This is a genomic window from Pseudomonas cavernicola (assembly GCF_003596405.1).
Lineage (GTDB): Bacteria > Pseudomonadota > Gammaproteobacteria > Pseudomonadales > Pseudomonadaceae > Aquipseudomonas > Aquipseudomonas cavernicola.
Window position 1 is genome coordinate 2,945,227 of the sequence record NZ_QYUR01000002.1, and the last position, 15,218, is coordinate 2,960,444.

Sequence of the window (15,218 nt, forward strand, 5' to 3'; positions counted from 1 at the left end):
CACACAATGCCTAGTACGCTGACTGGTACGTTAACCGACCAAGGCCTATTGTCGGCGGGTGCGCCGGTGGCGGCCACCGCGTTATACTGCCGCGCCTTTTTTGCCTTGCCTTTTTTCCTTGAGAGCCTGCGCCGGGTCGTGGTCCGGCGCGCCTTGATGTTCCCGTGTTTATAGAGGAGCGCGCCGCATGACCGTGATCAAGCAAGACGACCTAATTCAGAGCGTCGCCGACGCCTTACAGTTTATCTCGTACTACCACCCGGTAGATTTTATTCAGGCCATGCATGAAGCGTATCTGCGTGAAGAGTCGCCGGCCGCGCGCGACTCCATGGCGCAGATCCTGATCAACTCGCGCATGTGCGCGACCGGTCATCGGCCGATCTGCCAGGACACCGGCATCGTCACCGTCTTCGTTCGCGTCGGCATGGACGTGCGCTGGGATGGCGCCACCATGGGCCTGGACGACATGATCAACGAAGGTGTACGCCGCGCCTATAACCTGCCGGAGAACGTCCTACGCGCCTCTATCCTCGCCGATCCGGCAGGCGCCCGGAAGAACACCAAGGACAACACTCCGGCGGTGATCCACTACTCCATAGTCCCGGGTAACACCGTGGAAGTGGACGTGGCGGCCAAGGGCGGCGGCTCCGAGAACAAATCGAAGATGGCCATGCTCAACCCATCCGACTCGATCGTCGACTGGGTGCTCAAGACCGTGCCGGAAATGGGCGCCGGTTGGTGCCCGCCCGGCATGCTCGGCATTGGTATCGGCGGTACCGCCGAGAAAGCCGCGGTAATGGCCAAGGAAGTGTTGATGGAATCCATCGACATCCACGAGCTGAAAGCCCGCGGCCCGCAGAACCGCATCGAAGAGATGCGCCTGGAGCTGTTCGAGAAGGTCAACCAACTGGGCATCGGCGCCCAGGGTCTGGGCGGTCTGACTACCGTCCTCGACGTGAAGATCATGGACTACCCGACCCACGCCGCCTCCCTGCCGGTGTGCATGATCCCCAACTGCGCCGCCACCCGTCACGCGCACTTCGTGCTCGACGGTACTGGCCCCGCCAGCCTGGAAGCACCGCCGCTGGATGCCTACCCGGAGATCGTCTGGGAAGCCGGCCCGTCGGCCCGGCGCGTCGACCTCGACAGCATCACCCCAGAGGACGTGCAGAGCTGGAAGCCCGGCGAAACCATCCTGCTCAACGGCAAGATGCTCACCGGCCGCGACGCCGCGCACAAACGCATGGTCGAGATGCTGAACAAGGGTGAAACCTTGCCGGTCGACCTCAAGGGTCGCTTCATCTATTACGTTGGCCCGGTCGATCCGGTACGCGAAGAAGTGGTTGGCCCAGCCGGCCCGACTACGGCGACGCGGATGGACAAGTTCACCCGGCAGATCCTCGATCAGACCGGCCTGCTGGGCATGATCGGCAAGTCCGAACGCGGCCCAATCGCCATCGAAGCGATCAAGGACTACAAGGCCGTCTATCTGATGGCAGTCGGCGGCGCCGCTTACCTGGTCGCCCAGGCGATCAAGAAGTCCAAGGTGCTGGCCTTCCCGGAACTCGGTATGGAAGCCATCTACGAGTTCGAAGTGAAGGACATGCCGGTGACCGTCGCGGTCGATGCCAAAGGCGAGTCGGTACACATCACCGGCCCGGCGATCTGGCAGAAAAAGATCAGCGAAAGCCTGGCGGTGGAAGTGCAGTAAGCGCTTTAACCGTTAAACAAGAAGCCCGGCCAAGTGCCGGGCTTCTTGTTGGACTATCAGCCCTCCGATACAGGGTGCGTGGTGGGCTAAAGCCCACTCGACAGGGCGCGCGGAACCAAGCTCAGTTCCGTCACGCGCCGCTGGCTGAGATAACGGGTACAGCTAACGCGTAGGAAGGAGGCGAAGTTCAGCACCTCGCCGCGATAATCCATGACCTCCTCGTACAGCTTGCTGATTAACTGGTTGGTGGTCATGCCATCGACTGCGGCGATTTCCGCGAGGAGGTCCCAGAACTGGTTTTCCAACCGCAGGGTAGTGACCACGCCGCAGATGCGCAGCGAGCGAGAACGGGACTCGTAGAGAATCGGGTCGGCCTTGACGTAGAGCTCGCACATGGTGAACGTCCAGTGTGATGCGGTATTCGTAGGAGCGGTCTAGAGGCTGATCGTGGTTCCCAGCAGCGCCAGGAAACCCGCCAGCCAAGTCGGATGTGCCGGCCAGGCTGGAGCACTGACCAGATTACCTTCCACATGAGCGTGACTGACTTCGATATCGACATACTCGCCACCGGCCAACCGTACTTCCGGCGCGCAGGCAGGATAGGCACTGCACTCACGACCTTTGAGCACGCCCGCCGCCGCCAGCAATTGCGCACCGTGGCAGACAGAAGCAATCGGCTTGTTGGCCTTATCGAAGGCTTTTACCAGCGTCAGCACTTGCTTGTTCAAGCGCAGGTATTCAGGCGAGCGACCACCTGGGACGACCAGGCCGTCATAATCTTTCACCTTGACCTTGGAGAAGTCGAAATTCAGGGCGAAGTTATGCCCCGGCTTTTCGCTGTAGGTCTGGTCGCCTTCGAAATCATGGATCGCGGTGCGCACCGTCTGCCCGGCAATCTTGTCTGGGCAGACCGCATGCACGGTATGGCCAACCATCTGCAGGGCCTGGAAAGGCACCATGGCTTCGTAATCTTCGACGTAGTCGCCGACCAGCATCAGAATCTTTTTCGCGGCCATCTGGCTTCTCCTGGCTAAGATTGGGGGCAGATGAATTATCCCACCTGCCCGGAGCGGACAGGTAATAGGCTAGTACTACCTGCAAGCTTTGAGCGCGCCTCTGCGTCTGCCCCCTAAACCTCTCACGACAAACGGGCCAACCATCGGCAGCGAGTGCCAGTAGCTAGCAAAGCCGAGAGCCGAGAGCCGGCTCACGAGTGTTAGCGCGAAAAGCCGCTACGGCCGGATTACTTCGCCGTAGCAAGCAACCGCTTGAGCTCGCTGCGCACCATGCTGGCGTATTCGGGTGGCGACAGCGTACCGAGCTGAGCACGCATCCACTCTTCCCACTTGCCTTTTCTCTTCGCCTTTTCGCCGAGAATCCGTCCGGCTTCGACTTTCGAGCGCGACAGATTGGCCTGCCACATTTCGTAGAGACGCGACTTCTGTTCCTCGATGGAAGAGCGCGCGTCACCGGGTTGATTGGCCAAGTTGAAGCTCATCGAGCACTCCTGCGAGTGAAAAAGGGGCGCGCATTCTACCCAGCTTGGCAGAGATGACCAGAGCTTCATGCGAGTTGACCCACCTGGCGATCGCCAGCTGAAAGCCTGTCTTTGCAACAGGCCCGCCGCGCTTTAGATGCCGATTTTATCCAGTGCCTTACCCACCCCACGCCAGAAGCCACGCTGGGTTCGAACACGCTCGCCACTCGCGGCAATCTGCTCGAACGGCTGCACTTCGTGGGTGGTGCTGATTTCCTCTTGCGCCAGGCTTTTCGAGACCAGTTGCAACGGCCCGTCCCCCGCACTCGGCGCGCCATTGCTGGCGGGTGGAGGATTCAACTCGTCGTAGCGCAGGTAGTAAATGCCGCCGGCCTCGGCATCCAGGGCAAAGCTGGCGATACGGGTGAAGTCCAACGGCCCGTCGGCTAATAGCGTCCAGTAGCTGCCAAATAGCGGCCGACGCATTTCCAGCTGATAACTGGCGATATCGAACTCCAGTACCAGATAACCGCTACTCGGCAGGCTGCCGATCAGTTGATTGTTGAGGAACAGGCCCGGAGCCTCCAGCTCCTGATCGGCCCAGTCGCTTTGCGGACGATAGAGGTAGACCAGGGCATGGTTGTCATCGCTCAGTGTGTGTTTTGTGAACACCGCGCCATCGCTGGCGCCGAAGAACGCGCCTGGCGTGGAGCAACCGGCCAGGGCGGCCAGCAGCAACGGGACGAACAGGTGATGGTGGCGGCGCATGCGCGCGTCCCTCTTGTGGTTATTGGCCGAGCATAGCCAGCTGGCTAGCGCGCAGCACCCGACAAAAGGCTGGGCAGCACCCGCCGTGTGGCTTAGCGGCGCCTATCGAGCAGGTTCACCACCAGCCGGTCCAACCAGCCCCACACTCGCTGCTGCACGCGCCGCCACCATGGCCGCGCCTTCCAGCGCTCCAGGGTGATTTCTCGACTGTTGGCAAAGTCTGTGGCAAAGCTGGCGGCGACCGCATCGGCCAGCGCCGGGTCCAGCGCTTCGAGATTGGCCTCAAGGTTAAACCGCAGGTTCCAGTGATCGAAGTTGCAGGAGCCCAGGCTGACCCAATCGTCGACCAGCACCATCTTCAAATGCAGGAAACTCGGTTGGTACTCGAAGATCCGTACCCCGGCCTTGAGCAAGCGCGGGTAGTAACGCTGACCGGCGAAACGCACCGGTGGATTATCCGTACGCCTCCCGGTCAGCAGCAAGTGCACCTCCACGCCCCGCGCGGCAGCTCTGCGTAGCGCGCGGCGGACTTTCCAGGTCGGCAGGAAATACGGCGTCGCCAGCCAGATCCGTTGTCGCGCGCTATGTAGCGCGCGCACCAGCGACTGCACGATGTCCCGATGCTGCCAGGCATTGGCATAGGCCACACGGCCCAGGCCTTCGCCCGCGGGCGGGCATGGCGGCAAACGCGCCAGCCCAACCTCCTTGGGTGGTTTCCATGCGAGGCGTGTCAGGCAAGCCTGCCATTGCCGGTCAAACAAGCACTGCCAGTCGACCACCAGCGGCCCGGTCATTTCCACCATGACCTCATGCCAGGCGCTGGTGTCTTGGCCTGGCGTCCAAAACGCGTCGGTGACTCCGGTGCCGCCGACAAAAGCCCGCTGGCCATCGACCAGCAGCAGTTTGCGATGATCCCGGTAAAAATTGCGCAGGCCCCGGCGCAGGTTGATCGGGTTGTAGAAACGCAGCTCTACCCCCGCCTTTTGCAGACGCTCACGCTCACGCGAGAGAAGCCCCAGGCTGCCGTAATCATCGAACAGGCAGCGCACCTGCACGCCGCGCTCGGCTGCCGCGCAGAGCACCTGCACCAGCGCCTCGACACAGGCACCCGCCTCGACCAGATACAGCTCCAGCTCGACCTGCCGCTCGGCCCGCGCAATAACCTCAAACATGCGCGGAAAGAACGCCGGGCCGTCGATCAATAAGTCGAAGCGATTAGCACTGCGCCACGGGAAGACCGCGCCGGGCATCAGGTGGCCTTCCCGCGCAGTAAGGCGGCGCGTTGCGGCAATAGTCGTTGCTCATTTGCACTGGCCAAACATTTCTCCCTACTCCCTGGCCTACACCCTCTACAGAACCTAGCGCACCGTGAAGATCAACACCGCGCCAACCGGTACCGACAGGCTGATGGCAGATAAACCCGCCACCTGACGTAGCGACTCGAGGCCCGCTGCCAGACCGAAGTCCTCGGCCTGCAGCACCAGCGGCGCCAGGGTCACCACTTGAAAGCGCTGATCATCCAGGCGCGTGGCCAGCAATTCGGCATCGTAACTGTGTTCCTGGCCATGCAGTTTGACCGTCAGCGGCAGGCGCAGCTCCAACTGGGCTCCGGGCGCCAGGTCGGTGATCGGGCGCAGATCGAGCTGCGCAGTCACCTCTGCTTCGGCAAAAGCCGCGGTATCGAAAAGCAGCGTACGCAAACGCTCATCGCGCAGGGGAACGCCTGTGCTGACCGAGTCCAGCTCGACGCGCAACTGCGCCAGGCCAGCGTTATTGATCTTGCCGTGCAGCGTGAGGAAGCGATGAACTTCGGAGAAGTTGCCGATTTTAGTCGAGATAAACGACAGGCGCGAAGACTCATTGTCCAGATACCAGCCGGCCTGTACCGGCAAGGTAGCGCAGGCCGCGAGTAGGAAGGCAAACAGTTTGGGCATCAGAACTCTCGGGCAGCAGACTCAGGCGGCACGATAACCGCCCGAGTCGACCTTGCAAACCCGAGGATTGCGCAAAACCGTTGGCGCTGAGCCAGAGGCGATGCCCAACAACCGGCCTGCAAGGCCGGGCTTCTAAATATTGAGACCGAGCATTGGCAGTCGCGGGGCGACTCCTTGTTGGGCATCGCTGCGCTCAGCACCAACCTACGCGCCAACCAACACCGAGCCGTTTGCAAACGGCCTATCAGGACTCCGGCAGCGCTGCCGCTGCTGGCAGCAACTGGCAACCCTGCCGCGGACCGAGCCAGGCTGCCGTTTGGCTGCTACCGAGGCCCCGCGCGGTGACCCGCTTGTTGGCCACGTCATCGAAGAAGCCACTGGTGGGTACGTACTGTTTGACGTAGCCCAGACAGTAATCAGCCGGGTTATCCATCACATAACGGCAGGAGCAGTACTCCTTGGCCGAATAAGCTCCAATGATGCCGGGGAACGCCGCGAGGTGAACGCGGTTCTGCCAGCCGAGCAAGGCCAGCGCAACCAAGATCAGCAGTAACAGGCTGGTGAACGGACGACGTTTGATAAAGGCGCTCATTGGTTGGCCTCCGCAGCGAAAGCCGCCTTCGCGAGTTTCAGCAACTGATTGTGCTGGTAGCTTTTGTCGCGGTCATCGCCATAACGGACGATCACCAGCTTCTCGCTCGGCACCACATACAGCGCCTGTCCCCAGTGGCCAAGAGCGGCGAAGGCATCCTCCGGCACATCGGGCCATGGCTTGGCAGCACCGGCCACTGCAGCGTTCAACCACCACTGACCACCCGGCACCGCCTCACCGGATGTCTCGGCAGACGGCTGGTAATTGGCGAACGGCGTGCGATTGAACGCAATCCAGGCCTTCGGTAATAGCTGGCGCTCGCCCCAGCGCCCGTCGCGCTGCATCAACAAGCCGACCCGGGCCAAATCGCGGGCGGTCATGTAAGCGTAGGAAGACGCGACGAAGGTGCCGCTGGCATCGGTTTCCCATACGGCACTGGTGATTCCAAGCGGATCGAACAGCGCGGTCCACGGGTAATCCTTATACGCCGGCTCGCCGACCATGCCCTTCAAGGCTGCCGAAAGCAGGTTGCTGTCGCCACTGGAATAGCGAAAGCGAGTGCCGGGCGCGACTTCCTGGTCGATGCTCGTCGCATACGCTGCCATATCGGCGCGACCACGGGTGTAGAGCATCGCCACCACGGTGGATTTCAGTGGCGCATATTCGTAATCCTCCTGCCAGGCCAGACCGGAGGCCCAGTTCAGCAGATGCCCAAGCTTGACGTCTGGATGCTCGGCGAACGGCGGGTAGAACTTGGCCACCGGATCATCCAGTTTGAAGCGCCCGTTGCCATAGGCCGTACCCAGGGTGGCGGCCATCAGGCTCTTGCTCACCGACCAGGTCAGGTGCGGAGTTTCGGCTTTGGTCGGGCCCGCGTAACGTTCGTAGACGATTTCACCATCGCGGATGACCAGCAGCGCATCGGTGCGGATGCCCTTGCGAGTCGCGTCATCGCGGGCGGGAAAAGCATAAGCCTCCAGGGCCTCGATGGCCGAGCTGGGCGCGGCGGCTGCGGCCACCCAATCGGCGGCAGGCCAGGTTTCGGCGTTAACCAGGCTGGCCGTGGCACTCAGGCAGGTGGCGAGGCATAAGCGACGGAACAGGTGGGCGGGCATTGAGCAGCCTCTGGTTGGCAGAAGGGGCAAACCCTAGCACGGGCCAGATGACGAAAAACAGCGCCGAACGTACCGCTATTGTGGGGTATTCGGCGCGCTTTGTCCGCGGCCAGAGCGGTCCTGGACTCAAGCCAGCGCTAACGCCGCCAGCGCGTTTTCCAGGCGTTTGGCCCTTGGTCCACGGGCGATTTCCAACAGATTGCAGTCGCGCTGCCAGAGTGCCGCCAACTCCAAGGGGCCAGCGGCAAATGCCGCCGTCAGCTCGGCTTTCAGCGCGCCGAACTGAGCGAATACGCCAGCCAACAACAGATGGCTCGCCGGCGCCGTGGCGCTCTGCCGAGCCACTTCGGCGCAACCACTGAGTACACCCAGCAAGCGCAATCTGAGCTCCTGCGGCCAGCCGTGCTCTTGACCGATGCCATACAGCCAAGCGCCGATGGCACTAAGCACGTGCAGGTCTTCGAGGGTGCGGAAAGGTTTCACGTAAGCATCCCAGCCATCGCCCGCCAGGCGTTCGCACTGGGCACCGTCCAGATGCAAGCGGGCGTGGCCGATATCCGGCATCAAGGGCAACGCCGGCAAGGGCTCGATGCGCACGCCCGGCGCGCCGCTGTAGGCCACGCATAAGGCCAACTGCGGCGCACCACCATTCATCTCGGTACGCGCGGCCACCAGCAGCCAGTCGGCGGCCTCGGCGGCGGTGACGAAATCCTTGCGCCCGTGCAGCGTCAGCCCGTCCAGGCGCGTGTGCATATCCGCCGGGCGCACGGTTTTGTTCTCAGTCACGCACAACGCGCCGAGGGACCAAGGGGCCGACGGCCACAACGCCCGCAACGCCCCCTGATAGCCAGCGAGAAAGGCCAAGCCCGGCGTGGCCGCCAAACGCCCGCCGAGCAGCGCCAACTCGAAAGGGCTGACGCCTTTCCCGAGCTGCGCCAGCAACGCGGCATACCAATCATCCAGGGCGGGCACTGCGGGCAAGCGCTCACGAGTTTCGAGCAGTCGTTGCCAGTACATGGGGGGACTCCTTGTTCTCTGTCATACAAGCATCACCAAAGTTTAATGGGGGTGACACCGGGGCTACCTAACGTGAGCTTGCACAACAAAGACGCTTGGCCGCAACCCGCATAAGGCTGGCTAACCAGGCCGGGTGAAAACGTAGCGAGCGAAGGTTAGACAAGGCGAAATCAGGCGAAGACGCGGAGTTTACGAGCTGTAAATGAGCAGCCTGAGCCTGATTTCAACGCCGTATAACCGAGCGCAGCAGTTCTCACACGGCCTGTAACGGAGGCTCATAGATGACCCAGATTGCCCGCACTCGTGACAGCAACACCCAGGAACGCCGCCTGCAGGCCGAGCGCCTGATTGGCCTGGGCGCACTACGGGAAGCCCAGGCGCTGCGCTTTAGCGTATTCAGTGCAGAGTTCGACGCCAAACTGAAAGGCGCCGAACTCGGCCTGGACATGGATGACTACGACAGCCACTGCGCGCACATCGGCGTGCGCGATCTGAACAGCGGGCGCCTGGTCGCCACTACCCGCCTGCTCGACCATCACGCGGCGCGTAGCCTCGGCCGTTTCTACAGCGAAGAGGAGTTCAGCCTGCACGGCCTCGCCCATCTGCAAGGCCCGGTCCTGGAGATCGGCCGCACCTGCGTCGACCCGGCTTACCGCAACGGCGGCACCATCGCCGTGCTCTGGGGTGAGCTGGCCGAAGTCTTGAATGAAGGTGGTTACAGCTACCTGATGGGCTGTGCCAGCATCTCCATGCAGGACGGCGGCATCCAGGCCCAGGCGATCATGCAGCGCCTGCGCGAGCGTTACCTGTGCACCGAACACCTGCGCGCCGAACCGAAAACCCCGCTGCCGGCGCTGGATCTGCCGGGCAACGTCATCGCGGAAATGCCGCCGCTGCTCAAGGCCTATATGCGCCTGGGCGCGAAGATCTGCGGCGAGCCCTGCTGGGACCCGGACTTCCAGGTCGCCGACGTGTTCATCTTGCTCAAGCGCGACGAGCTGTGCCCACGCTACGCCCGCCACTTCAAGGCCGCCGTGTGATGGGCAAGCTGCGGCTATGGCTGCGCATCATCCGTCTGCTGGCGGTGATCGGACTGGGGCTGCTGCTGGCCAGCTGGATGAGTTTGCTGGAGCGCTTAAAACTGCGCGACCTGCGACACACCCGGCAACGCCTGACCCGCTGGTACCTGCTGCGTCTGAGCGCGGCGCTGCCCTTCAAGGTCGAGGTCCAGGGCGAATTGCCGCGCCAGCCGATGCTGTGGCTCAGCAACCATGTGTCCTGGACCGATATCCCGCTACTCGGGATGTTGGCGCCGCTGTCCTTCCTGTCCAAGGCCGAAGTGCGTAGCTGGCCGGTGGCGGGCTGGCTGGCGAAAAAGGCCGGCACCTTGTTCATCCGTCGCGGCTCGGGCGATAGCGGTCTGCTCAACCGGCAGCTGGCGGAACATCTGCAACAAGGTCGCGACCTGCTGATTTTCCCGGAAGGCACCACCACCGATGGCCGCGCGTTGCGCAACTTCCACGGGCGCTTATTGAACAGTGCCATCGAGGCCGGCGTGCCCTTGCAACCGGTGGCGATTCGTTACCTGCGCGACGGCCAGCTGGATTGCGCGATTGCGCCCTTTATCGGCGAGGATGACCTGCTCTCGCACCTGATTCGCCTGCTTTCCAGCGACTTGGCCGCCGTCCAGGTACAACTGCTGACGCCCATCGCCACAGCCGAACTGTCGCGTAGCGAGCTGGCGAAACAGGCTCATCAGGCCGTCAGCAACGCGCTTTACGGTGAAGCCGAACAGTTGCGTAGCGCCGCTTGAGTTGCGCTTGGAAAGGGTCCGATTCGGCGCATTACGCCGAATCGATTTGCATGCGCGCAAACGCCTGCAAATCCGGGTAAAACAGCCGGAAGTCCTCGCTGAGCGGCTGGTACAAGGCTTCCAGCTCATATAGCGCGCCATCTAGCATCTGTGGCCGTGACAACCGCCGACTCATCCCCAGCAGCACCCGCTCGAGTACCGCGAACTCCCGATAGCTGCCTAGCCAGTCCTGCGCCGCCATGCGTGGGGCGACAAAGGCAAGGCGCTCCGGCAGCTCGGGCTCTCTTAACAGCACCCCGTAAACCCGTGTGGTAAAGACCTGCAACGGCTCGTCGGCGTAGTCCTGCCAGTGCAGCGCCAGGCAATGATCGAAGAACAGGTCGAGCAGAATCCCCGCCGTACGCCGCCGCTCAGCCGGAAAGCGCGCCTTGGCCAGCAACACTCGCGGATGACTGTCGGTGAAAACATCGATGCGCCGATGCAGACGGATCGCCGCCTCGATATCCGCCGGATAGCGCCCAACCAAGGGGCCTTTGACGAAGTCGCCGTACAGGCTGCCGAGCAATTGTGCCGGCTGCTGGCCGCCCAGATGAAGGTGTGCGAGATAGTTCATGGCATCAAGCTTACTGCCGGACAGCCATCCTGGGTATCGGCGGTCACGGCCGCTGAGCCCCGCGTTGCCGGCATCAAGAATATCGATAGTCAGTATCGGCGCAAACAATCTGCATATCGTTAAATGACGATATACAGTTCGCTTCATCGCGATATAGCGGTATGCAACCGCACAGGTGTCCGAACATGACCATCGACCTCGACGAAATCATCAAAGCCCTGGCGCACCCGGTGCGCCGCGACATGCTGCACTGGCTGAAGGACCCGGAAAAGTATTTCGTCGAGCAGGACCACCCGTTCGAGATCGGCGTTTGCGCCGGCAAGTTCGACCAGCGCACCGGTCTCTCGCAGTCCACCGTTTCGGCGCATCTGGCGACCTTGCAGCGCGCCGGGCTGGTGACTAGCCACAAAGTCGGCCAATGGAACTTCTTCAAACGCAATGAAGCGGTCATTACCGAATTCCTTCGCCAGATGAGCGAAGAGCTGTAACTCACAGCCTCCTGCCATAACCACCCACTTCAAGGAGCAGGTACATGCCTCCTGCGCTTTTCGTCCTCGCTTTGTCCGCGTTTGCCATCGGCACCACGGAATTCGTGATCATGGGCCTGTTGCCCGAGGTGGCCGCCGACCTCGGCGTGTCGATTCCCGGCGCGGGCTGGCTGGTGACCGGTTACGCCCTCGGCGTGGCCATCGGCGCGCCGTTCATGGCGCTGGTCACCTCTAGCTGGCCGCGCAAGGCCGCGCTGTTGGCGCTGATGAGCATCTTCATCGTCGGCAACCTGTTCTGCGCTCTGGCCAGTGACTATCAAATGCTGATGCTGGCGCGGGTGATTACCGCGCTCTGCCACGGCGCCTTCTTCGGCATCGGCTCGGTCGTCGCCGCCAGCCTGGTACCGGCCAACCGGCGTGCTTCGGCGGTGGCGCTGATGTTTACCGGGCTGACCCTGGCCAATGTGCTCGGCGTGCCGCTGGGCACCGCGCTCGGTCAAGCCGCCGGCTGGCGCTCGACCTTCTGGGCGGTGACCGTGATTGGCGTGCTCGCCTTGATCGGCCTGTGGCGCGTCTTGCCGGCCAAGCCCGACGAAGAAAAAGCCGACCTGCGCAGCGAACTGCGTGCCCTGCGCGGCGCCGGCCTGTGGCTGGCACTGAGCACCACGGTGCTGTTCTCTGCGGCGGTGTTCGCCCTGTTCACCTATATCGCGCCCTTGCTCGGCGAAGTCACCGGCGTTTCGCCAACTGGCGTGACCTGGAGCCTGCTGCTGATCGGCCTCGGCCTGACCCTCGGCAACGTCCTCGGCGGACGTTTGGCCGACTGGCGCCTGGCGCGGACGCTGATGGGCGTGTTCATCGCCCTGGCGCTGATGTCGACGCTGTTCGCCTGGACCAGCCAGATGCTGATCCCGGCCGAAATCACCCTGTTCTTCTGGGCGGTCGCCGGCTTCGCCGCGGTGCCGGCCTTGCAGGTCAATGTGGTGGCCTTCGGCCAAGGCGCGCCGAATCTGGTGTCGACCCTGAACATCGGTGCCTTCAACCTCGGCAACGCCCTGGGTGCCTGGGTCGGCGGGCTGGTGATCAGCCACGGCTTTGGCCTATCCCAAGTGCCGCTGGCCGCCGCAGTGCTGGCCGTACTGGCCCTGGTCGCCACCCTACTGACCTTCGCGATCGGGCAAAGAACCGATCTCGAGCCGCTACTCGACTGATTACTTCACTCATTACCCCCGACCGGAGAACCCACCAGATGGCTACCCTTTTCGACCCCATTACGATTGGCGACCTGCAACTCAAAAACCGCATCATCATGGCGCCGCTGACCCGCTGCCGTGCTGACGAAGGCCGCGTGCCGAATGCCTTGATGGCCGAGTACTACGCCCAACGCGCATCGGCCGGGCTGATTCTCAGCGAAGCCACCTCGGTGACTCCGATGGGAGTCGGCTACCCCAATACCCCCGGCATCTGGTCCGATGCGCAAGTACGCGGCTGGAGCAATATCACCAAGTCCGTGCACGCCAACGGCGGACGGATCTTCCTGCAACTGTGGCACGTTGGGCGAATCTCCGACCCGTCGTTCCTCGACGGTGAAGCCCCGGTCGCACCGAGCGCCATAGCCGCCAAAGGCCATGTCAGCCTGCTGCGCCCACAGCGCGAGTACCCAACCCCGCGCGCCCTGGAGACCGAGGAAATCGCCGACATCGTCGAGGCCTACCGCCATGGCGCCGAGAATGCCAAGGCCGCGGGTTTCGACGGTGTGGAAATCCACGGTGCCAATGGCTATCTGCTCGACCAGTTCTTGCAGGACAGCACCAACCGGCGCAGCGACCAGTACGGAGGCTCACTGGAGAACCGTGCCCGTTTGATGCTGGAAGTGACCGACGCCGTGCTCTCGGTGTGGGACGCCGGCCGCGTGGGCATGCACCTGGCGCCGCGTGCCGATAGTCACGATATGGGCGACTCCAATCGCTCGGCGACCTTCAGTTATGTGGCACGCGAGCTAGGCAAACGCGGCATCGCCTTTATCTGCACCCGCGAGAAGCAAGGCGAAGACAGCATCAGCGCCGAACTGAAAGAAGCCTTTGGCGGCGTGTTTATCGCCAACGAACGTTTCACCAAGGAAAGCGCCAATGCCTTGCTGGCCAGCGGCGCGGCGGATGCCGTGGCCTTTGGCATTCCCTATATCGCCAACCCGGACCTGCCTGCGCGCCTGGCGCAGGACGCGCCGTTGAACGAGCCGCGCCCGGAGACCTTCTACAGCGCAGGCCCAGTCGGCTACCTCGACTACCCGCGTTTGTAAGGCTGCACCGCTGACGAAAAAGCCCCGCGAATGCGCAATGCTGTTCACTTAGGCAACGTGCGCCTGGGCTCCCCTCTCCCGTTTACGGGAGAGGGGCTGGGGGAGAGGGTAAATAGCGGGCAAAAGTGAATTCATTTGGCATGCACCCCTCTCCCTAACCCTCTCCCCAGAGGGGCGAGGGGATAGAAGGCGAAGACGCATGCTTAAGTGAACAGCATTGCCGTGAATGCGGGGCTTTTTTATGCGGAGTAGGTTGGTGCTGAGCCGAAGGCGATGCCCAACAACCGGCCTGCAAGGCCGGGCTTCCAAGTTCGAGACAGTGAATGGGGAGTCGCTCAGCGACTCCTTGTTGGGCATCACTGCGTTCAGCGCCAACCTACCGCCAACCTACCGCCACCTACCGCGCGTTGAGCTGCTGTTGCAGGTTCTGCACCTGGCTTTGCAGGGCGCTGATGTTGCGCGTCATCTGCGCGCGGAAGGCATCGAACTCGCTGGTGTTGTTGGCTGCCGGACGGTTTTCCTGCTCGCTCTTGAGCACCAGCAGATCCTGCTCCAGACGGCTGATGGCCTGGTTCGGGTTACCGAGCTTTTTCAACGCATCGACTTCGCTGCCCAGGCTCTTGAGCTGGCTGTCCAGCTTGGCTTGCTCGTCTTGCGCAGCTTTCAGCGCAGTCTGCTCGCCAGCCAGGCTTTTCAGCTTGCCATCCAGTTGGCTGGCGGAGTCCTGCTGCGCCTTCAGGTCGGAGGCCAATTGCTCGACACGCTTGCTTTGCTCGTTTTGCTGGGTGCTGACGGTTTGCTGCTGCTTGCTAAGCTCAGCCACCTTGCCCTCCAACTGTTTGACCTTGAGCCGGAGTGCTTCGCTGCCGCTGGTCACGCTGGACTCGGTGGCCACCACCTTGCCGGAGATGTCCTGAATTCGCCCAGCCGCTTCCTCGCTGATCCGAGCGAAGCTTTCCTGGGTGGCAACCAGTTGCTGACTCATCAGATCGATCTGCTGGTGGCTCCACCAACCGAGGCCTCCCAGGGCAATCACCAGAGCCCCCACCAACGCCCACAACGGCCCGGTACTGGCGCTTTTCACAACCGCCGGCGCGTTGCCGCGACCATGGGTGGGGCTGCGCTCGGCCGACTCAAGCTCATGGCCGTAGTCGTGATCGCGTGCATCGGTGGTCAGGCTGGGCACGCTATCCAGCTCGTCGAGGGCATCGTTACGCATGGGTAAACCTTCAGGGGCACACAAAGAGGGCGAGATGACGCGCAGTATACCGGTTCGCGCGCAGTGCTTCAGCGTCGCGCCAAGCCAGTGCGCGGCGCACCGACGAGGCGCGCGAACCTATCCATCGACCATCCCCAGGCCGCGCAGTTCCTCATTCTGTGAACTGGTACAG

At 62.6% G+C, this 15,218-nt stretch carries 17 protein-coding genes; 6 read left to right on the top strand and 11 right to left on the bottom strand.

Annotated elements, in window-relative coordinates:
* The first annotated feature begins 187 nt into the window (after positions 1 to 187).
* Positions 188 to 1,711 carry a fumarate hydratase gene (locus D3879_RS14000; protein ID WP_119954816.1) on the top strand — a complete coding sequence of 508 codons (1,524 nt, stop codon included), beginning with the start codon at positions 188 to 190 and terminating at the stop codon, positions 1,709 to 1,711.
* Positions 1,712 to 1,797: 86 nt separating this feature from the next.
* Here D3879_RS14000 and D3879_RS14005 read toward each other — a convergent pair whose 3' ends face one another.
* From D3879_RS14005 to D3879_RS14045, 9 genes are all read right to left on the bottom strand, one after another.
* On the bottom strand, positions 1,798 to 2,106 hold the full coding sequence (locus D3879_RS14005; protein ID WP_119954817.1) for a ribbon-helix-helix domain-containing protein: 309 nt from the start codon (positions 2,104 to 2,106) through the stop codon (positions 1,798 to 1,800).
* A gap of 39 nt (positions 2,107 to 2,145) precedes the next feature.
* Positions 2,146 to 2,727, bottom strand: coding sequence for a DJ-1/PfpI family protein (locus D3879_RS14010; protein WP_119954818.1), 582 nt, complete (start codon positions 2,725 to 2,727; stop codon positions 2,146 to 2,148).
* A gap of 227 nt (positions 2,728 to 2,954) precedes the next feature.
* Positions 2,955 to 3,209, bottom strand: coding sequence for a hypothetical protein (locus D3879_RS14015; protein ID WP_119954819.1), 255 nt, complete (start codon positions 3,207 to 3,209; stop codon positions 2,955 to 2,957).
* Positions 3,210 to 3,341: 132 nt separating this feature from the next.
* Positions 3,342 to 3,956: a DUF2846 domain-containing protein gene (locus D3879_RS14020; protein ID WP_119954820.1), complete on the bottom strand. Its 615-nt coding sequence runs from the start codon at positions 3,954 to 3,956 to the stop codon at positions 3,342 to 3,344.
* Positions 3,957 to 4,048: 92 nt separating this feature from the next.
* A complete protein-coding gene (locus D3879_RS14025; RefSeq protein WP_119954821.1) occupies positions 4,049 to 5,206 on the bottom strand; it encodes a phospholipase D-like domain-containing protein in 1,158 nt (385 codons plus the stop codon).
* Positions 5,207 to 5,314: 108 nt separating this feature from the next.
* The gene (locus D3879_RS14030; protein WP_119954822.1) at positions 5,315 to 5,890 is read right to left on the bottom strand and encodes a YceI family protein; all 576 of its coding nucleotides are present in this window, start codon (positions 5,888 to 5,890) and stop codon (positions 5,315 to 5,317) included.
* 244 nt (positions 5,891 to 6,134) lie between these two features.
* Entirely contained in the window at positions 6,135 to 6,482 is a 348-nt protein-coding gene (locus D3879_RS14035) for an amidase (protein ID WP_119954823.1), read from the bottom strand.
* Positions 6,479 to 7,597, bottom strand: coding sequence for a serine hydrolase domain-containing protein (locus D3879_RS14040; RefSeq protein WP_119954824.1), 1,119 nt, complete (start codon positions 7,595 to 7,597; stop codon positions 6,479 to 6,481). Before D3879_RS14040 ends, D3879_RS14035 begins: the two co-directional genes overlap by 4 nt.
* Before the next feature lie 126 nt (positions 7,598 to 7,723).
* Complete coding sequence (locus D3879_RS14045; protein WP_119954825.1) at positions 7,724 to 8,614, bottom strand: acyl-CoA dehydrogenase middle domain-containing protein; 891 nt, start codon at positions 8,612 to 8,614, stop codon at positions 7,724 to 7,726.
* Positions 8,615 to 8,895: 281 nt separating this feature from the next.
* On the opposite strand from D3879_RS14045, the gene olsB reads away from it, so the two are divergent.
* Together olsB and D3879_RS14055 are read left to right on the top strand one after the other, a co-directional pair.
* Positions 8,896 to 9,654 carry an L-ornithine N(alpha)-acyltransferase gene (gene olsB / locus D3879_RS14050; RefSeq protein ID WP_119954826.1) on the top strand — a complete coding sequence of 253 codons (759 nt, stop codon included), beginning with the start codon at positions 8,896 to 8,898 and terminating at the stop codon, positions 9,652 to 9,654.
* Positions 9,654 to 10,427 carry a lysophospholipid acyltransferase family protein gene (locus tag D3879_RS14055; protein ID WP_119954827.1) on the top strand — a complete coding sequence of 258 codons (774 nt, stop codon included), beginning with the start codon at positions 9,654 to 9,656 and terminating at the stop codon, positions 10,425 to 10,427. Before olsB ends, D3879_RS14055 begins: the two co-directional genes overlap by 1 nt.
* Before the next feature lie 31 nt (positions 10,428 to 10,458).
* On the opposite strand, the gene D3879_RS14060 is transcribed toward D3879_RS14055, so the two are convergent.
* Positions 10,459 to 11,040: an acyl carrier protein phosphodiesterase gene (locus D3879_RS14060; RefSeq protein ID WP_119954978.1), complete on the bottom strand. Its 582-nt coding sequence runs from the start codon at positions 11,038 to 11,040 to the stop codon at positions 10,459 to 10,461.
* 185 nt (positions 11,041 to 11,225) lie between these two features.
* Here D3879_RS14060 and D3879_RS14065 point away from each other — a divergent pair, with 185 nt between their 5' ends.
* The 3 genes from D3879_RS14065 to D3879_RS14075 are packed head-to-tail and all read left to right on the top strand — an operon-like array spanning position 11,226 to position 13,827.
* On the top strand, positions 11,226 to 11,528 hold the full coding sequence (locus D3879_RS14065; protein WP_119954828.1) for an ArsR/SmtB family transcription factor: 303 nt from the start codon (positions 11,226 to 11,228) through the stop codon (positions 11,526 to 11,528).
* Positions 11,529 to 11,572: 44 nt separating this feature from the next.
* Positions 11,573 to 12,739, top strand: coding sequence for an MFS transporter (locus tag D3879_RS14070; RefSeq protein ID WP_119954829.1), 1,167 nt, complete (start codon positions 11,573 to 11,575; stop codon positions 12,737 to 12,739).
* A 38-nt stretch (positions 12,740 to 12,777) separates the two neighbouring features.
* Positions 12,778 to 13,827, top strand: coding sequence for an alkene reductase (locus D3879_RS14075; RefSeq protein WP_119954830.1), 1,050 nt, complete (start codon positions 12,778 to 12,780; stop codon positions 13,825 to 13,827).
* Positions 13,828 to 14,224: 397 nt separating this feature from the next.
* Here D3879_RS14075 and D3879_RS14080 read toward each other — a convergent pair whose 3' ends face one another.
* Positions 14,225 to 15,046, bottom strand: coding sequence for an ATPase (locus tag D3879_RS14080; RefSeq protein WP_119954831.1), 822 nt, complete (start codon positions 15,044 to 15,046; stop codon positions 14,225 to 14,227).
* Positions 15,047 to 15,218: the final 172 nt, after the last annotated feature.